Origin of the sequence: Micromonospora sp. CP22, from assembly GCF_009712475.1 — a bacterium.
Classification (GTDB): domain Bacteria; phylum Actinomycetota; class Actinomycetes; order Mycobacteriales; family Micromonosporaceae; genus Micromonospora.
On the sequence record NZ_VCJO01000003.1, the window covers coordinates 484,813 to 503,791 of the forward strand.

Consider the following 18,979-nt stretch of genomic DNA (forward strand, 5'->3'; position numbering starts at 1 on the left):
CATCACAGGTTTGCCAAGATCCTTCGTCGGGCAGGTCAGAATCTCAGCATGGACGGTCAGCAGAACGAGGAGCCGCGCCGCGATCGGGACGGGGAAACCCCCACCGGTCGGCCGCGCCGCTTCCCCTCGATGCGACGCATCGCCGTACCGCGTCGTGATGGGGGGCGACGTCGATGGCCGCACCGCCTCGGCGTGGCCGGTGCCGTCCTGGCCGTCACGCTGGTCGGTGTGTTCGCCGGTGTCGTAGCGGGCGGAAACGTGGGCACCGACATCGGGCCGTTCCAGGCCCGGCTGTCCGTGTCGCCCTCGACCACCGGCGGCACCACCGTCAACATCCCGCCGCTGGGTTCGCTGATGCTCCGCAGCCACGACGGGCCGACCCACCTGACCGTGCAGTTGGGCGCGCTGGACCAGAGCCGCGTCGAGGCGCTGATCGACGATCCGGCGAGCCTCAACCGGGCCACCCAGTCGGCCGTCGACGAGGTCCGGGAGGGGGTGATGCGGCTCGGGCTACGGACGATCGGCTCCTGCGTACTCACCACCCTGGTGTTGGCGCTGCTGGTGTTCCGCGACACCCGCCGGGCCGCCTGGGCCGGTGGCCTGGCGCTGTTGATCACGGCCGGAAGTCTGGGCACCGCCGCGGCGACCATCCGGCCCCAGTCGATCGAGGAGCCCCGGTACGAGGGACTGCTGGTCAACGCCCCGGCGATCGTCGGCGACGTACGCAAGATCGCCGACGACTACACCCGGTACGCCGAGCAGCTCCAACGTCTCATCGGCAACGTCACCCAGCTGTACACGACGGTGTCGGCGCTGCCGGTGTACGAACCGGAGCCGGGCACCACCCGGGTACTGCACATCTCCGACCTGCACCTCAACCCGAGCGCCTGGCAGCTCATCCGGACCGTCACGGAGCAGTTCGGCATCGACGTGGTGGTCGACACCGGCGACATCACCGACTGGGGCAGCGAGCCGGAGGCGTCCTACGTCGGATCGATCAGCCTGCTCGAAAAGCCGTACGTGTACATCCGGGGCAACCACGACTCGGGCCGTACGGCGGCGGCGGTGGCCCGTCAGCCCAACGCGATCGTGCTGGACAACACCACGACCACGGTCGCCGGGCTCACCATCGCCGGGATCGGCGATCCCCGGTTCACCCCGGACAAGAGCACCTCGCCGGCCAGCGGCGGGTTGAGCCAACCCACCGCCGATCAGCTGATCAGCAACGGTGAGAAGCTCGCCGCGACCATCCGCAGCTCGCCCCGGCCGGTCGACATCGCACTGGTGCACGACCCCGCCTCCGCCGGCCCGCTCTCCGGCACCTGCCCGCTGGTGCTCGCCGGGCACACCCACGACCGGCAGCTCAACACGCTGCCGGAGGTGCCCGGCCAGCAGACCACCACGCTGATGGTGCAGGGTTCCACCGGCGGTGCCGGGCTGCGCGGGCTGGAAAGCGACGAGCCGACCCCGCTGGCGATGACGGTGCTCTACTTCGACCAGGAGAAGCGGCTCCAGGCGTACGACGACATCACCGTCGGCGGCACCGGCCAGGCCCAGGTGAATCTCGAACGTACCGTCATCGCCCCACCCCCCACCTCCCCCCAAACCACCCCCACCCCAACCCCCACCCCCACCCGCTAACCCCCCCACCCCGTTACCTCCCACCCCCCACCCCCCGCGCCCCCGCGCCCCCCTCTAGCCCCGGTGATCAAGAAGTTTTGGTCACGGAGAGCGCTCCACGGTGACCAAAACTTCTTGATCACCGGGGCGGGCACGGCGCGGGGGGCCGGGGGGTGCGGGGCGGGGGGCGGGGGGGGCGGGGGGGGCGGGGGGTGCGGGGGGCTGTTAGCGGAGGGAGAGGGCGGCTAGGGCGGCGTTGACGATGCTGCCGGGGAGCAGGTCGTGCAGGTCGTAGAGGTCGGAGACGGTGCCGGACTGGCCGAACTCGTCGACGCCGAGCGGAACGGCGGGAGCGCCGACCGCCGAGCCGAGCCAGGCCATGGCGTGCGAGGCGGCGTCGTGCACGGTGACCACCGGCACCCGGTCGGCGAAGGCGGACCGCAGCGCGCCGGGCACGCTCGGCACGGTCGCCGTGCGTACGCCCTGACGCAGGGTGCGCTGCCAGGCCCGGTACAGCCGGTCCAGGCTGGTCACGTCGACGACGTGGGCGGCGACCCCCTCGTCGGCCAGTTCCGCCGCGGCGGCCAGCACCTCGGGCAGCACCGCCCCGGAGGCGGCCAGCTGCACCGTCGGCGCGTCGGCCAGGTGCGGGTACGCCTGGTGGGCGTCGACCAGTCGGTACGCCCCGGCCAGCACCTGCCGACGCAGCACCGCGTCGCCGAGGCGGGCCCGCGCCGCCTCGAACGGCGCCTGGTCCACCGGCCGGGTGCTCAGCCGGAAGTAGTACGCCCCGTCCTCGGCCGGCACCGCTGTCGGTGTCGACCGGGTCGCGCCGGCGATGTGCCCGAACGCGTCGCAGAGCAGCCAGTCGAGGCTGGCCGCGTACGCGGGTTCGACGAAGGTCACCCCGGGCAGTTCCAGGCCCACGCTCGCGGTGATGGTCGACTGGTGGGCGCCACCCTCCGGGGCGAGGGTGATCCCGGACGGGGTGCCGGCGACGACGAACCGGGAACCCGAGTAGGTGCCGTAGAGGAAGGCGTCCAGCCCGCGCAGCACGAACGGGTCGTAGACGGTGCCGACCGGCAGCAGCGGCTGCCCGGACAGGTCCCACGCCAGGCCGAGCTGGCCGAGCAGCAGGAACAGATTCATCTCGGAGATGCCCAGCTCGATGTGCTGGCCCTCAGGGCTCTCCGTCCAGCGCAGCATCCGGTCCGACGACCAGGAACGCTGGGCGGTCGGGGCGAACACCCCGGTCTTGTTGATGAATCCGGCCAGGTTGGTGGAGGTGGCCACGTCCGGCGCGGTGGTGACGAGATACCGACCGACCTGCGGGTCGCGAGCCAGGTCGACCAGCACCCGACCGAAGACCTCCTGGGTGGAGATCGGCTTGTTGGCGCGTACGTTCGTGCTCTGCGGGACGGCGACCCCGAGCGCACGCTCGCGGGGCGCGCGGGACAGTGCCTCGCGACGCTGCCCGGCCCGGATCCCGGCCGGCGACGCCGGGTCGAGACGGTCCCACTCGGTGTCCCGGGTCAACCCCTGCGCGGCGCGCAACGCGTCGACCTGTTCGCGGGTCAACAGCGCAGAGTGGTTGCGCGGGTTACCGGCGATCGGCAACCCCCACCCCTTGACGGTGTACGCGAACACCACGCTCGGCCGGTCGGTCACCGCGTCACACTGGGCGTACGCGTCCAGCATCGCCGCCAGGTCGTGCCCGCCCAGGTCGGTGACGAGCGGGCCAAGGTCCTCGTCGGAGACGTCGGTCAGCAACGCCTCGACGCCCTCGGGTGCCCCGTCCAGGAACTGCTTGCGCAGTGCCGGCCCGGTCAGCCCGAACAACGACTGGTACTGCTCGTTCGGCATCGCGTCGATCCAGTCGCGCAGCACCGACCCGCCCGGCCGGTCGTACGCCTCGGCGAGCCGCCGACCGTACTTCACCTCGACCACGTGCCAGCCGGCGGCCTCGAACTGGCCGCGCCACTGGTCGATGCGTACCCCGGGGACGACCCGGTCCAGCGACTGACGGTTGAAGTCGACCACCCACATCACGTTGCCCAGCCCGGTGGTCGCCGGGTCGGCGACGGCCTCCCAGATGTTGCCCTCGTCCAGCTCGGCGTCACCGATCAGGGCGACGAACCGGGAGTGCGGACGCGCCCCGAAGTGGGCGTCGACGTAGCGCCGGGTCACCGCGGCGAACAGCGGCGCGGCGGCACCGAGCCCCACCGAACCGGTGGAGAAGTCCACCTCGTCCGGGTCCTTCGTCCGCGACGGGTACGACTGGAGCCCGCCGCGCGCCCGCAGCCGGGGCAGGTACGACCGGTCCAGGTTGCCCAGCAGGTACTGGATGGCGTGGAAGACCGGAGAGGCGTGCGGTTTCACCGCGACCCGGTCCTCGGCGTCCAGGTGGGCGAACCACAGCGCGGTCATCGCGGTGACCAGCGAGGCGCTCGACGCCTGGTGCCCGCCGACCTTCACCCCGTCGCCGGTACCGCGATCGTGGTTGGCCGCGTCCACGATCCGCGTCGCGAGCCACAGCACCCGCCGCTGGATCTCGTCAAGGACATCGAGGTCGTGCTGGTTCACGGTCAACTCCATCCGGGCGTCGCCGTTGACGCCCTCGCCGGGGTGGTGCCGGTCCCGCCCGCCGGGCGGGACCACGGGCCGCCGCCGGGTCACGACGGCGGCCTCGGAGAACCCGGCCCTGAAGCGCGTCCAGGACCGGGTTGCGGAGCGCTCAGCCCTCGACGCCGAGACGCTCCAGGATCAGGGTGCGGACGGTCTGGGCGTCGGCCTGCCCACGGGTGGCCTTCATGACCGCGCCGACGAGCGCACCGGCCGCCGCCACCTTGCCGCTGCGGACCTTGTCGGCGATGGCCGAGTTGGCCGCGATCGCCTCGTCCACCGCCGCGGTCAGCGCGCCGGTGTCGGAGACGACCTCCAGCTTGCGGTTGGTCATGATCTCGGTCGGCGAACCCTCACCGGCGACCACGCCCTCCAGCACGGTACGGGCCAGCTTGTCGTTGAGCTTCCCGGCGTCGACCAGCCCTTGAAGCTCCGCGACCTGGGCCGGGGTGGCACCGACGTCGGCCAGTTCCACACCCGTCTCGTTGGCCCGCCGGGACAGCTCGCCCAGCCACCACTTGCGGGCCGCCGCCGGTGTCGCACCAGCCGCCACCGTGGCCTCGATCAGCTCGACCGCACCGGCGTTGAGCACCGACTGCATGTCCGCCTCGGACAGGCCCCAATCCTGCTGGAGCCGGCGGCGGTGCAGCCGGGGCAGCTCCGGCAGGGCGGCCTTCAGCTCCGCCACCCAGGCCGGGTCCGGCGCGAGCGGGACCAGGTCCGGCTCCGGGAAGTACCGGTAGTCGGTGGCGGTCTCCTTGGACCGCCCAGGGGTCGTGTCCCCGGTGTCCTCATGGAAGTGCCGGGTCTCCTGGGTGATCCGGCCTCCCGCGTCGAGGACGGCGGCCTGGCGCAGCATCTCGGACCGGACCGCCCGCTCCACCGAGCGCAGCGAGTTGACGTTCTTGGTCTCCGTCCGGGTGCCCCACTCCTGCCCCGGCAGGTTCAGCGAGGTGTTCACGTCGCAGCGCAGGGAGCCTTCCTCCATGCGTACGTCGGAGACGCCCAGGCTGCGGATCACGTCGCGCAGCTCGGTGACGTACGCCCGCGCCACCTCCGGTGCCAACGCCCCGGTGCCCGGGATCGGCTTGGTGACGATCTCCACCAGCGGGATGCCCGCCCGGTTGTAGTCGACCAGCGACTCGGTGGCACCGTGGATCCGGCCGGTGGCACCGCCGACGTGCAGCGTCTTGCCGGTGTCCTCCTCCAGGTGCACCCGCTCGATGCCGATCCGCACCGTCTCGCCGTTGACGTCGACGTCCAGGTAACCGTCGACGCAGAGCGGCTCGTCGTACTGGCTGATCTGGAAGTTCTTCGGCATGTCCGGGTAGAAGTAGTTCTTCCGGGCGAACCGGCACCACGTCGCGATGGAGCAGTTCAACGCCAGACCGATCCGGATGGTGGCCTCGATCGCGGCGGCGTTCGCCACCGGCAGGGAGCCGGGCAGCCCCAGGCAGACCGGGCAGACCCGGGTGTTCGGCTCGCCACCGAAGTCGGTCGGGCAGCCGCAGAACATCTTGGTGTTCGTGCCCAGCTCGACGTGCGTCTCCAGGCCGATCACCGGCTCGTAGCGCGCGACGACCTCGTCGTACGCGGGCAGTGTCGTGGTCATCTGTGCTCCTGCCTCACAGTGCCGGTGGGGTGAACGTGCCGACGGCGCTCTCCAACGCGGCGGCGACCCGGTACATCCGGTCGTCGGCCAGCGTCGGTGCCATCACCTGAAGTCCGACCGGCAGCCCGTCGGAGAGCCCGCACGGCACCGAGATGCCCGGTCCGCCGTACAGGTTGCTCGGAATGGTGAACAGGTCGGCAAGGTACATCTGGTACGGGTCGGAGGTACGCGCGCCGAGGGGGAAGGCGACGAACGGGGTGGTCGGCGAGATCAGCGCGTCGACCCGTTCGAACGCGGCGGTGAAGTCGCGGGTGATCAGCGTACGGACCTTCTGTGCCTGCCCGTAGTAGGCGTCGTAGTAGCCCGAGGAGAGCGCGTACGTGCCGAGCATGATGCGGCGCTTGACCTCGGGGCCGAAGCCGGCCTCCCGGGTCAGCGACATGACCTCCTCCAGCGACCGGTTGCCGTCGTCGCCGGTCCGCAGCCCGAACCGGACGCCGTCGAAGCGGGCCAGGTTCGAGGAGCATTCGCTGGGCGCGATCAGGTAGTACGCCGGCAGCGCGTAGCGGAAGTGCGGGCAGGAGACCTCGACGATCTCCGCGCCGAGTTTGGTCAACGTGGCGACGGCCTCGTTGAAGGCGGCGGTCACCCCGGGCTCCGCTCCCTCGCCGCCGAACTCGGTGACGATGCCGAGGCGTACCCCGCTCAGGTCGCCGGTCGCGCCGAGCTTCGCCGCGGCCACCACGTCCGGCACCGGGGCCGGGATGGAGGTGGAGTCACGCGGATCGTGCCCGCCGATCGCCGCGTGCAGCAGCGCCGCGTCGAGCACGGTACGCGCGCACGGGCCGGGAGTGTCCAGCGAGGAGGAGAAGGCCACCAGGCCGTACCGGGAGGTGCCGCCGTAGGTCGGCTTCGCGCCGACGGTGCCGGTGACCGCGCCGGGCTGGCGGATCGAGCCTCCGGTGTCCGAGCCGATCGCCAGCGGCGCCTCGTACGCGGCGAGCGCCGCGGCGCTTCCCCCACCGGAGCCGCCCGGGATGCGGTCGGTGTCCCAGGGGTTGCGGGTCGGCCCGTACGCCGAGTACTCCGTGGAGGAGCCCATCGCGAACTCGTCCATGTTGGTCTTGCCGAGCATCACCGTGCCGGCGGCGCGCAGCCGCTCCACGATCGTCGAGTCGTACGGCGGACGCCAACCTTCGAGGATCTTCGACCCGACGGTGGTCGGCACGCCCTTGGTGGTGAGCACGTCCTTGACCGCGACCGGCACACCGGCCAGCGGGCCCAGTTCCTCACCGGCTGCCCGACGGGCGTCGATGTCCCGGGCGGCGGCCAACGCGCCTTCGGTGTCGACGTGCAGGAAGGCGTTGATCCGGCCGTCGACGGCGGCGATCCGGTCCAGGTGGGCCTGGGTGACCTCGACGGCGGAGGCCGCACCGGTGGCGACGAGCCCGGCGATCTGCGTCGCGGTCATTGCGGTGACATCGGTCATGAGGCCACATCCTCGTCCAGGATCCGCGGTACGCGGAACCGCTGCTCCTCCGCGTCGGGGGCACCCGACAACGCTTCCTCGGGTGTCAGGCACGGCGTCACGACGTCCGCGCGGAGCACGTTGGTCAGCGGCACCGAGTGGGACGTCGGCGGGATGTCCGCGGCGGCGACCTCGCCCACCTGCGCGACCGACTGAAGGATCACATCGAGCTGACCGGCGAAGGTGTCCAGCTCCTCCTCCGTCACGGCGAGCCGCGACAGTCGCGCCAGGTGCGCGACCTCCTCGCGGGAGATGGCGGCCATCGGTGCCCCCTTCGTGGCTGTACTGCGTCTGCCTGACCTGCGCCCACCGCCGCCGGGTACCCGACGCGCGGTGACGGCAGCGAGTCTATTGTTTCCCGCCCGGCGGGCCGGTGCCGCCTCCCCGAGCGCCCGGCCCGGCTGCTCCCGCCTCGACCGACGCCACCGGTCCCGGGCGGCTCCACCGGGGTCAGCGGGCGTGTCGGCGCGGTGCCTCCGCCTCGTCGTGGCCGCCGAGCGGGCGCAGCGGGCGGTACCGGGCCAACCAGGCGACCAGTTCCTCCGCCGGCATCGGCCGGGCGTAGAACCAGCCCTGGGCGGCGTCGCAACCGGCCGTGTGCAGCATCCGCCAGGTCCGCTCGTCCTCCACACCCTCGGCCACCACCCGCAGTCCCAGCGCCTTGGCCAGCTCGATCGTGGACCGGACGATCGCCGCGTCGTCCGGGTCCTCCGCCATGCCGAGGACGAACGATCGGTCGACCTTCACCTCCGACAGCGGCAGCCGGCGCAGGTGCTGTAGCGAGGAGTAACCGGTGCCGAAGTCGTCCAGCGCGATGCCCACCCCGATCCGGTGCAGCCGGGTGATGGTGGTCAGCACCCGGCGCGGGTCGGCCATCAGCGCACCCTCGGTGATCTCCAGTTGCAGCCGCTCGGGGGCCACGCCGTAGCGGACGAGGCGGTCGGCGATCTGGTCGGCGATCTCCCCGGTGTGCAGGTCCCGCACGCTGACGTTGACCGCCGCCCGCAACCCGATACCGGCGGCCGACCATTTGGCGAGCTGCTCCACCACGTCGTCGACGACGCGGCGGGTGAGCAGCCGCATCACCGCGCTCTGCTCGGCGACCCGGATCAGTTCCTCCGGGTCGACCATGCCCCGGCGTGGGTGTCGCCAGCGCAGCAACGCCTCCACCCCGACCACCTCGCCGGTGGCGATGGCGACCTGCGGCTGGTAATACAACATGATCTCGCCCGCGTCGATGCCCGGCTCGACGCCGGGTCGGTCGTCGGGGGACCGTTCGGCGGCGGGCCGGTCGACGGGGGTCGGCAGCTCCGCACCGCCGTCTACCGCGTCGTCCGCTCGCCCGGTCCGGGTCGCCCGGCGCAGGGTCGGGTCCGCGCCGGTGATGATCCGGGCGATCAGCTCGTCGTCGTGGTCCACCAACCGGGGGCGTCGCCGCCGCCGGCTCCACCATCGGGTACCGGTCGACTCCTCCACCGAGGCGACGGGCAGGACCGCCCCGTCCCCGCCGCGTACGGTGCCCACCTCGTCCGGTACGGACCCGTCCGCCCGCCCCGACGCACCGGCCTCCAGCACCCGGCGCAGGTCGGCCAGCAGGCTCAACCCCTCGGCGGAGTGGTGGTCGGACTCGGCGGTGTAGACGGCCACCGTGTCGTTGCGGTGCTTCGCGTCGTACATCGCCACGTCCGCGTGCCGCATCAGGGTGGCGAAGTCCCGACCGTGTTCCGGGTAGAGGGCGATGCCGATGGAGCCACCGACGTCCAGGGGCAGCCCGTCCAGTGGCACCGGCTCGGCGAGAGCCTGGACGACCTGGTCGGCCAACGCGCGGGCCTCGCCGACGTCGGTCAGCCCGGTCATCACGATCGCGAACTCGTCGCCACCGAGCCGGGCGACCATCTGCGGGGGCGCGACCACGTCGGTCAACCGGGCGCTGACCTCCACCAGGAGGCGGTCGCCTACCGCGTGGCCGAGCGCGTCGTTGACGTTCTTGAAGCGGTCCAGGTCGATCAGCAGCAGGGCGAGGCGGGTGTCGGGCTCGCCTCGGGCGGCACGCTCGGCGTGTCGGTGCACCTGCTCGTTGACCTCCGCGAGCAACGCCTTGCGGTTGGGTAGCCCGGTGAGCGGGTCGAGCGCGGCCAACTGGTGCTGCTCCACGGTGAGCCGGGCCATCCGGTAGACCGCGAACAGCGGCACCAGCACCAGCGGCACCAGGGCGGCACTCGCCCTCGCGGCGGTGACCAGCACCGGCGCGAGCAGCAACAACGACCCGGTGGAGAGCAGCTCGAAGGGCAGGCCGCGCCACGCGTTGGGCCACCACCGCTCGCCGAAGCGCAGTCGCACCGCGGCGGTGACCAAGCCGTAGTTGACCGCGAACCAGGCGACCCCGGCACCGCCGATCGCGGCGATGTCGGTCCAGCCCAACGCCCCGCCGTCGTAGACACCGCCCGGCCCGAGCCGGGTCATCGCGTACGCGGCGGACAGCGAGCAGGCGTACTGCCCGGCGTTGAAGGCGGTCCGCCAGGGCGCGTGCCGCATCCTGACACCCGACACCACCACGGCGATCGTCTGCACCGCGACCGCGGGGCCGAGCCCCCAGCCGAGCAGGATCGCGAAGGTGAAGCAGGTCGAGGGGAAGACGGCCGAGGAGGACTGCCGTCGACCGGGCGGCAGGAAGGGGCGCGCGTCGCAGGCCACGGCGAGCACCCCCATCGTCCAGAACGCCGCCGGCAGGTCAGGCAGGGTCGAGGCGAGGGACACCAGCCCGTTCGCCGAGACGAGCACGGCCACCAGGACGACGGCCGCGACGAACGTCGAGAACTGCGCGGTCCGCCCGGGCGGCACGAGGTTGCGCGGATCGGGCGACTCCATCACACCTCCCGGCACGAGACCGGCCCGTGGTCTCACGCGCCGTGCCCCAATGAAACGCCCTACCACCCACTTAACCGCCGCGACAGCCACGAATCGGTCGTAGTCGTAATTAAGTTGGTATCTGACAGAGTGTCGTAAAGATCGTCACTCCTCGACGTGGGCCACCTTCCGGGCCGCCTCGGGGCCGGCGTCGAGCAGCACGCGGAAGCCCTCCTCGTCGAGCACGGGCACCTTCAGGCTGGCTGCCTTCTCCGCCTTGCTGCCGGGGTTGTCGCCCACCACCACGAACCCGGTCTTCTTCGACACCGAGCCGCTGACCTTGCCGCCCCGGGCCTGGATCGCCTCGGCGGCCTGGTCGCGGGAGAAACCGGCGAGCGTGCCGGTCACCACCACGGTCACCCCTTCCAGCGGGCGTGGCCCCTCCTCCACCGCAGGCTCTGCCATCCGGACACCCGCCTCGGCCCACTTGCGGACCACCTCGCGGTGCCAGTCGACGGAGAACCACTCGCGGATGCTGGCCGCGATGGTCGGGCCGACACCGTCGACTGAGGAGAGTTCCTCCTCGGTCGCCTTGTCGATCGCCGCGATCGAGCGGAAGTGCCGGGCCAACGCCTGAGCTGCGGTGGGCCCGACATGCCGGATGGAGAGCCCCACCAGCACCCGCCACAGGTCGCGGTCCCGGGCCGCGGCGAGATTGTCGAGCAGCTTGATGGCGTTGCCGCCAAGGCTGCCGTCCTTGTTGACGAAGAACGGCGAGCGGGCCAACTGCTCGCCGTCGAGGGAGAACAGATCTCCCTCGTCGGTGATGATCTGCGCGTCGAGCAGCGCGGCGGCGCTCTTGTAGCCGAGCGCCTCGATGTCGAAGGCGCCGCGCCCGGCCAGGTGGAACACCCGCTCCCGCAACTGCGCGGGGCAACTGCGGGAGTTGGGGCACCGGATGTCGACGTCGCCCTCCTTCGCGGGAGCGAGCGGGGTGCCGCAGGCCGGGCAGTTGGTGGGCATGACGAACGGTCGGGCGTCCGGCGGGCGCAGGTCGACCACCGGCCCGAGCACCTCGGGGATCACGTCACCGGCCTTGCGGATCACCACCGTGTCGCCGATCAGGACCCCCTTGCGCTCGACCTCGCGGGCGTTGTGCAGAGTGGCGTACTCGACTGTGGAACCGGCCACCCGGACCGGCTGGAGCACCGCCCGTGGCGTGACCCGACCGGTCCGCCCGACCTCGACCTCGATGTCGAGCAGTTTGGTGTTGACCTCCTCCGGGGGGTACTTGAAGGCGATCGCCCAGCGGGGTGCGCGGCTGGTCGACCCGAGCCGCCCCTGGATGGACACCGGGTCGACCTTCACCACGACACCGTCGATCTCGTGCTCGACGTCGTGCCGGTGCTCCGCGTAGTGCGCGATGTAGTCGCGCACACCGACGAGGTCGGGCACCACCCGCCACCGGTCGCTGGTGGGCAACCCCCACGCCTTCAACGCCGCGTACGACTCGGACTGGGCGCGCGGCTGGAAACCGCGACGGGCACCGATGCCGTGCACCACCAGGCGCAGCGGTCGGGAGGCGGTGACACGCGGATCCTTCTGCCGCAGGCTGCCGGCGGCGGCGTTGCGCGGGTTGGCGAACGGGGCCTTGCCCTGCGCCACCAGGCCCGCGTTGAGGTCGGCGAAGCCGGCCACCGGGAAGTAGATCTCGCCACGCACCTCGATGAACTCGGGCGGCGGCCCGAACTCCGCCGAGTCGGTCAGTCGGCTGGGGACGTCCCGGATGCTGCGCACGTTGGCGGTGACGTCCTCGCCGGTACGACCGTCGCCCCGGGTGGCCGCCCGGACCAACCGGCCGCCTTCGTAGGTGAGGTTGATCGCCAGCCCGTCGACCTTCAACTCACACAGGTAGGGCACCGGACCACCGGCGTCGCGCTCCACCCGCTCCGCCCAGGCGACCAGTTCCTCGTCGGCGAAGGCATTGTCCAGCGACATCATCCGTTCCGCGTGGGCGACCGGGGTGAAGTCGGTGGAGAACGTGCCGCCGACCCGCTGGGTCGGAGAGTCCGGGGTGCGCAACGCGGGATACTCCGCCTCCAGCGCCTCCAACTCACGCAGTTGGCGATCGAAGTCGGCGTCGGAGATGGTCGGCGAGTCGAGCACGTAGTAGCGGTACTGATGCTCGGTCAGCTCCTGGCTGAGCGTGGCGTGCCGCTCCCGCGCCTGCGGCGTCGGCTCGCGGCCGGCGGCCTCCTGCGCCGCATCGCCCTGCTGGGGAACCGCTTCCTCGGACACCCTGCCGCCTTCGGACACCGTCGTCGACCTCCCGTGATCGTGCTACCTCCGCACGGTAGTCCCCGGGTGGGACAACCGTGCCACGCGACCGGCGCTGCGCGCGGCCGGTCACCGGATCCCGGCGTTACCGGCCCCTGGCGGTCCGCCGTGGGGTCAGGCGTACGCCTCGACCAGCGCGGCGAGTTGGTCCGCGTACTCGATCCGCCCCGCCCACTCGGTCGGCCAGCCGGACATGCCGTGGGCCGCGCCGACGAAGGCTCCGGCGAGGGCCGCGATCGAGTCGGAGTCACCGGCGGTCCGGGCACCCCGGACGAGCGCGTCGACCGGGCTGTCGGCGTGCCGGATGGCGCAGTACAGGGCCGTCACGAGGGCTTCCTCGGCAATCCAGCCCTCACCGGTGAGCCGGCACGGGTCACCGCCGTCGTCCGGAGCCGCCAGCGCCGCGTCGAGTCGCGCCAGCGCCCGCCGGCACTCGTGCCAGCCCAGGGCGATGAACTCCTCGGGCGTGGCGGCATCCGTTCGCCGCCACAGCTCGCCGAGCCAGTCGGCCCGGTAGACGCCATGCTGTTGCTGGCACCGTACGGCGAGCAGGCCCGGCAGGTCGGCCGGCGCGGCACCGTCGACCAGCAGCCGGACCGCGTACGCGGTCAGCTCGCTGGCCGCCAGGCCGGTCGGATGCCCGTGGGTGAGACCGGCCTGGAGTTGGGCCAGCCCGGCGAGGACGTCGAGGTCGACGTCGAGCAGCCCGACCGGGGTGACCCGCATGTTCGCCCCGCACCCCTTCGACCCGGCCTCGGTGGCCTGCTGCCAGGGCAACCCCCGGGACAGTTCGGCGCAGGCCCGCAGGCAGGTCATCCCCGGCGCGCGGTTGTTGTCCGGGCTGGCCGCCCAGTCCAGGAAGCGACGACGCAGCAGCGGCTCCACCGCCTCGGCGGTGTACGTCGGCGCGTCCCGCAGCGCCCAGGCCACCGCCAGCGCCATCTGGGTGTCGTCGGTGACCAGTGCCGGGTCGCCGACAAGCTCCCGGGGGCCGCTCGGACCGAACCGCCGGTCGATCTCGGCGACGGTGAGGAACTCGGTGGGTTTGCCGAGCGCGTCGCCGTAGGCCAGGCCGAAGAGCGAACCGGCGGCGCGCCGAGAGGCAGGGCTGATCATGAAAGCGATGATGCCCCGCCGTCGCCAGCCCGCGCAGCACCGGACGTACCGCGACCGACAGCGCTGCCGGTGCCCGGCGACCTCGGCGCGAACCGGCACTGCCCTGGAATCCACCCCGGTATCCAGGGCAGGCCGCGTCGCCGCCGGTCGTCGGCGGAGCCGGGGCGGTCAGTCCCAGCAGAGGCAGAACGGGTGACCGGCCGGGTCGGCGTACACCCGGAATCCCTCACCGTCGCCGGGGAGCCGGCGGGCGCCCAGGGCCAGGACCGCCTTCTCCGCTGCCTCGATGTCGTCCACCGTCACGTCGAGGTGGAACTGCTGGGGCCGCTCCGGATCGGGCCAGGCCGGCGGACGCAGATCGGGTGCCCGCTGGAAGGCCAGTCGTGGCAGGTGACCGGGTGGCCCGCCGAGCACCACCCAGTCGTTACCGTCGGAGTTGTCCTCGATCAGCGGCACGCCGAGCAGCTCCGAGTAGAAGCCGGCCAGCGCACGCGGATCTGGGCAGTCGATCACCGTCGAACGCAGCTGTCCAATCATGTCGAGGATGATGCCCGATGGGTACGACCGAAAACTCATTCCTCGGCGAGCCGCCGCCCGGCGTCCCGGCAGGCCGCGAGGACCGCCCGGGTGTAGGCCACGTCCGCCCCGGCCAGACCGCAGGCGGGGGTCACCACCACCTGCTCGGCGAGGCGGCGGCGGGGGAAGCCGAGGCGGTCCCAGAGGGTGCGTACCCGGTCGGCGAGGTCGGCGGAGGTGGGCGCGCGACCGGTCGACGCCGTCGGCGCGGCACCAGCCAGCAGCCCGAACCCGGTGTCGAGCGCCTCACCGAGCGGGTCGAGGTCGGTCACCAGGCTCAGGTCGAGCGCGACGCCGATCGCCCCGGCGGAACGGAGCAACTCCAGCGGCACGTTCGGGGCACAGCAGTGCACCACGGTCGGCACCCCGGCCGCCTCGATCACCGTGCCCAGCAGCGTACGAGCGTCACCCGTCTCCACCGCCCGATAGGTGCCGAGGCCGCTCTCGGTGGGCACCCGGCCGGTCAGCGCCGCCGGCAGGGACGGCTCATCGAGTTGGAGCAGCACCGACGCCTGCGGCAGCCGGCGGGTCACCGCCTCGACGTGGCCGCGCAGCCCTTCGGCCAGCGAGGCGGCCAGGTCGCGTACCGCGCCGGGGTCGCGCAGCATCCGCCCACCGATCGGCAGCTCGACCGAGGCGGCCAGGGTCAGCGGACCCGCCGCCTGGATCTTGATCGGGCCGGCGTACTCCTCGGCCTGCTCGGCGAGCTGGTCCAGGTCGCGTTCCATCAGGTCACGGGCCCGACGCAGATCCCGCCCCGGACGGGGAGCCACCCGCCACCGCGCGGCGTACAGCTCGATCGGCAGCTCCACCAGCAGACCGCCGGTGCGCCCGATCAGATCGGCACCCGGCCCCCGGGCCGGCAGTTCCGGCAGATGAGGCAGATCGGGCAGCTCACCGAGAACGATCCGCTGCGCCTCGGCGATGTCGGTGCCGGGCAACGACCCGACACCCGTCGCCGCCCCCATTCCCCACGGCAACCCCTGCTCACTCACCACCGCAGACTACCCGCCACCGACCCCGACACTTGTTGATCAAGAAGTTCTGGTCTGGAATCGGGCGTGCCGGAGACGAAAACCTCTTGGTCAACTCGGCGAAGGGGCGGTCAGTCGGTGATGGTGGCGGAACCTAGCACGATGTCGCCTGCCGGGTCGGGGCGGTAGGCGACGATGGCCTGCCCGGCGGCCACCCCCCGCACCGGCTGGCGCAGCTCGGCGTGGAGGCGGTCGCCGTCGACCGTGACGGCGGCGGGGACCACGACGCCGTGGGCGCGCAGCTGAACCTCGCACTCGATCGGGCCGTCGGGCCGCTGGCCACCGGTCCAGACCGGACGGACGGCCCGGACCGTGGAAACCTCCAACGCCTCCGCCGGGCCGACGGTTACGGTGTTCGTCTTAGGAGTGATGGAGAGCACATAGCGGGGCCGACCATCCGGTGCCGGCCGGTCCAGGTGCAGGCCACGTCGCTGCCCCACCGTGTACGCGTACGCTCCGGCGTGCTGTCCCACCACCGCGCCGGTGGTCGCGTCGACCACGTCGCCGGGGGTCTCACCGAGGCGCTGGGCCAGGAAGCCTCGGGTGTCCCCGTCGGCGATGAAGCAGATGTCGTGCGAGTCCGGCTTGTCGGCGACGGCGAGGCCACGGTCGGCGGCCTCCTGCCGGACCTGAGCCTTGGTCGAGTCGCCGAGCGGGAAGATCGAACGGTCCAGCTGCTCACGGGTGAGCACGGCCAGCACGTACGACTGGTCCTTGGCCGCGTCGACGCTGCGGCGCAGCAGACCGTCGGCACCGAGCCGGGCGTGATGACCGGTCACCACCGCGTCGAAACCGAGGGCCACCGCGCGGTCCAGCACCGCCGCGAACTTGATCTTCTCGTTGCAGCGCAGGCACGGATTGGGGGTACGCCCCGCCGCGTACTCGGCGACGAAGTCGTCGACCACGTCGGCGTGGAAGCGGTCGGCCATGTCCCAGACGTAGAACGGGATGCCGAGCACGTCAGCGGCCCGCCGAGCGTCCCGCGAGTCCTCCAGGGTGCAGCAGCCCCGCGCGCCGGTGCGGTACGTCTGCGGGTTTCGGGCCAGCGCCAGGTGCACGCCGGTCACGTCATGCCCGGCCTGCACCGCCCGTGCCGCCGCCACGGCCGAATCCACGCCGCCGGACATCGCCGCCAACACCCTCACCGGACCACTCTCCCTTCCCACCGAGCCTATCCCCGCCCGGTCACCGGCTCAGCGGGGAGTACGCGGCCCCGCCGCCCGCCGGGCCCGCTCCACCGCACCCGGGAGGGCGGCGATGAGCGCGTCGACGTCGGCGGTGGTGCTGGTGTGGCCGAGGGAGAACCGCAGCGAGGAGCGCGCCCGGTCGTCGTCCGCCCCCATCGCCAGCAACACGTGGGAGGGCTGCGCCACCCCGGCCGAGCAGGCCGAACCGGTCGAGCAGGCGATGCCCTGGGCGTCCAGCAGGAGCAGCAGCGCGTCCCCCTCGCAACCGGGGAACGAGAAGTGCGCGTTGCCGGGCAGCCGATCGGTCGGGTCACCGTTGAAGACGACCTCGGGGACGGCCTGCCGGACCCGCCGCACCAGGTCGTCGCGGAGCGCGGCCAGCCCGGTCGCGTACTCCTGTTGGCCCTTGACGGCCGCCTCGACGGCGACCGCGAAGGCGACGATGCCGGCCGCGTCGAGGGTGCCGGAGCGCACGTCGCGCTCCTGTCCCCCGCCGTGCAGCAGCGGTACCGCCGCCACGTCCCGGCCGAGCAGCAACGCGCCGACCCCGACCGGTCCCCCGAGCTTGTGCCCGGTGACGGTGAGCGCGGCGACGCCGCTGGCGGCGAAGTCGACCGGCACCTGACCGACCGCCTGGATGGCGTCGGTGTGGAAGGGCACCCCGTACTCGGCGGCCACCGCCGCCAGCTCACCGATCCGCTGGACGGTGCCGACCTCGTTATTGGCCCACATGGCGGTGACCACGGCCGCCCGGTCACCGTGCTCGGCCAACTCGGCCCGGAGCGCGTCCGGGTGCAGCCGGCCCACCCCGTCGGCGGGCAGCCGGCCCACCTCGGCGCCCTCGTGCCGTTCCAGCCAGTCCACCGCGTCGAGGACAGCGTGGTGCTCGACGGCACTGGAGATCACCCGGCGCCGCATGGCGTCGGCGTCCCGGCGCGCCCAGAAGATGCCCTTCACCGCGAGGTTGTCACTCTCCGTGCCACCACCAGTGAAGATCACCTCAGACGGCCGGGCACCCAACGCGGCGGCCACCCGTTCCCGCGACTCCTCCACCCGGCGGCGGGCACGCCGACCGGACGCGTGCAGGGAAGACGCGTTGCCGACCTCGCGGGCGGTCGCGACGTACGCCTCCAGTGCCTCGTCGAGCATCGGAGTGGTCGCGGCATGATCCAGGTAAGCCATCACGGTCCAGCCTAACGACCACTGCGGTGCCGACCGCAGTCCGGATTACCTGGCGGGACGTTACGCCCGCCGAGCCGACGGTGGTGGCGAGCGCTCCCCTGTCGGCGTACGGCTCGACTCCGCCTGCCGCCGGGTGCCGGACAGTGGCGAGTTGCACCTGCACGTGGCGAATCTCCCGGCCGTACCGGGGTACTACGAGGTATGCACCGCCCACTCCGGTGACAGCCTGTCGAGGGGCTCCCTGACGGGCTGATCGGCGGGCCGGTTCAGCTCCCCGGCCCGCCGATCAGTTCCCGCGCGCAGACGACGCAGCCGCCCTCCCGGTCGGGACGGCGGCTGGTCGCGTACGTGTCACTTACGCTTGCGGATCTCCTCGGCGGCCTGCGGGACGACCTTGAACAGGTCGCCGACCACCCCGAAGTCGGCCAGTTCGAAGATCGGCGCCTCGCCGTCCTTGTTGACCGCGACGATGGTCTTCGAGGTCTGCATACCCGCCCGGTGCTGGATCGCGCCGGAGATGCCCAGCGCGATGTAGAGCTGCGGGGAGACGGTCTTGCCGGTCTGCCCCACCTGGAACTGGTGCGGGTAGAAACCGGAGTCGACCGCGGCCCGGGAGGCGCCGACGGCGCCGCCCAGCAGGTCGGCCAGTTCCTCGACCAGCTTGAAGTTGTCGGCGTTGCCGACACCGCGACCACCGGAGACGACCACGCCGGCCTCGGTGAGCTCGGGGCGGGAACCCTTCTGCTCGGCCACCCGGTCGACCACCTTGGCCAGCTTGTCGCTGTCGGTGACGGTGACGGTGAGCTGCTCGACCGTGGGGGTGGCCGCGGCCGGCGTCGGGTTGACCGAGTTCGGCCGGACGGTGACCAGCGGCAGGCCCCGGGTGACCTTGGACTTGACGATGGTCGACCCGGCGAAGGCCACCTGGGTGGCGGTGCCGTCGGCGGCCAGAGCCACCACGTCGGTCAGGATGCCGTTGTCCAACTTGACCGCCAGCCGGGCCGCGATCTCCTTGCCCTCCTGCGAGGAGGCGAGCAGGACGGCGGTCGGCTGCACCCGCTTGACCAGGTCGGCGACGACGGTGGCCTTCGGCGCCACCAGGTAGCCGTCGATCTCCTCACCCTCGGCGGCGTAGATCTTCTCCGCGCCGTACTCGCCCAGCTTGCCCGCGAGCGCCTCGGCCGCACCCGCGCCACCGAGCACCACCGCCGACGGGGTGCCCAGCTCACGCGCGAGGGTGAGCATCTCCAGGGTGACCTTCTTGACGCCGAACTCCGTGGTGGCTTCGACGACGACGAGAACCTCAGACATGTCCCAC

At 72.3% G+C, this 18,979-nt stretch carries 13 protein-coding genes; 1 reads left to right on the forward strand and 12 read right to left on the reverse strand.

Annotated features, from left to right (window positions below):
* Positions 1-48: 48 nt before the first annotated feature.
* Complete coding sequence (locus tag FF096_RS08185; protein WP_155215861.1) at positions 49-1,641, forward strand: metallophosphoesterase; 1,593 nt, start codon at positions 49-51, stop codon at positions 1,639-1,641.
* Positions 1,642-1,845: 204 nt separating this feature from the next.
* On the opposite strand, the gene FF096_RS08190 is transcribed toward FF096_RS08185, so the two are convergent.
* The 12 genes from FF096_RS08190 to FF096_RS08245 form a co-directional block, all read right to left on the reverse strand.
* Positions 1,846-4,203: a pyruvate dehydrogenase gene (locus FF096_RS08190; RefSeq protein ID WP_309222930.1), complete on the reverse strand. Its 2,358-nt coding sequence runs from the start codon at positions 4,201-4,203 to the stop codon at positions 1,846-1,848.
* Between the two features lie 151 nt (positions 4,204-4,354).
* Positions 4,355-5,854 carry an Asp-tRNA(Asn)/Glu-tRNA(Gln) amidotransferase subunit GatB gene (gatB, locus tag FF096_RS08195; RefSeq protein ID WP_155215863.1) on the reverse strand — a complete coding sequence of 500 codons (1,500 nt, stop codon included), beginning with the start codon at positions 5,852-5,854 and terminating at the stop codon, positions 4,355-4,357.
* Positions 5,855-5,867: 13 nt separating this feature from the next.
* Positions 5,868-7,343 (reverse strand): Asp-tRNA(Asn)/Glu-tRNA(Gln) amidotransferase subunit GatA, encoded by a 1,476-nt coding sequence (gene gatA, locus FF096_RS08200; protein WP_155215865.1) that lies wholly within the window; start codon positions 7,341-7,343, stop codon positions 5,868-5,870.
* Positions 7,340-7,645 carry an Asp-tRNA(Asn)/Glu-tRNA(Gln) amidotransferase subunit GatC gene (gene gatC / locus FF096_RS08205; protein ID WP_155215867.1) on the reverse strand — a complete coding sequence of 102 codons (306 nt, stop codon included), beginning with the start codon at positions 7,643-7,645 and terminating at the stop codon, positions 7,340-7,342. Before gatC ends, gatA begins: the two co-directional genes overlap by 4 nt.
* Before the next feature lie 187 nt (positions 7,646-7,832).
* On the reverse strand, positions 7,833-10,250 hold the full coding sequence (locus tag FF096_RS08210) for a bifunctional diguanylate cyclase/phosphodiesterase (protein WP_155215869.1): 2,418 nt from the start codon (positions 10,248-10,250) through the stop codon (positions 7,833-7,835).
* A gap of 144 nt (positions 10,251-10,394) precedes the next feature.
* On the reverse strand, positions 10,395-12,527 hold the full coding sequence (gene ligA / locus FF096_RS08215; RefSeq protein ID WP_309222900.1) for an NAD-dependent DNA ligase LigA: 2,133 nt from the start codon (positions 12,525-12,527) through the stop codon (positions 10,395-10,397).
* Positions 12,528-12,680: 153 nt separating this feature from the next.
* The gene (locus FF096_RS08220) at positions 12,681-13,682 is read right to left on the reverse strand and encodes an ADP-ribosylglycohydrolase family protein (RefSeq protein ID WP_155215871.1); all 1,002 of its coding nucleotides are present in this window, start codon (positions 13,680-13,682) and stop codon (positions 12,681-12,683) included.
* Positions 13,683-13,850: 168 nt separating this feature from the next.
* A complete protein-coding gene (locus tag FF096_RS08225; protein ID WP_155215873.1) occupies positions 13,851-14,219 on the reverse strand; it encodes a VOC family protein in 369 nt (122 codons plus the stop codon).
* A gap of 35 nt (positions 14,220-14,254) precedes the next feature.
* On the reverse strand, positions 14,255-15,253 hold the full coding sequence (locus FF096_RS08230) for a methionine synthase (RefSeq protein WP_309222901.1): 999 nt from the start codon (positions 15,251-15,253) through the stop codon (positions 14,255-14,257).
* A gap of 110 nt (positions 15,254-15,363) precedes the next feature.
* Positions 15,364-16,437 carry a tRNA 2-thiouridine(34) synthase MnmA gene (gene mnmA, locus FF096_RS08235; RefSeq protein ID WP_309222902.1) on the reverse strand — a complete coding sequence of 358 codons (1,074 nt, stop codon included), beginning with the start codon at positions 16,435-16,437 and terminating at the stop codon, positions 15,364-15,366.
* A gap of 48 nt (positions 16,438-16,485) precedes the next feature.
* The gene (locus FF096_RS08240; RefSeq protein ID WP_155215875.1) at positions 16,486-17,661 is read right to left on the reverse strand and encodes a cysteine desulfurase family protein; all 1,176 of its coding nucleotides are present in this window, start codon (positions 17,659-17,661) and stop codon (positions 16,486-16,488) included.
* 351 nt (positions 17,662-18,012) lie between these two features.
* Positions 18,013-18,972 (reverse strand): electron transfer flavoprotein subunit alpha/FixB family protein, encoded by a 960-nt coding sequence (locus FF096_RS08245; RefSeq protein WP_155215878.1) that lies wholly within the window; start codon positions 18,970-18,972, stop codon positions 18,013-18,015.
* Between the last annotated feature and the right edge of the window lie 7 nt (positions 18,973-18,979).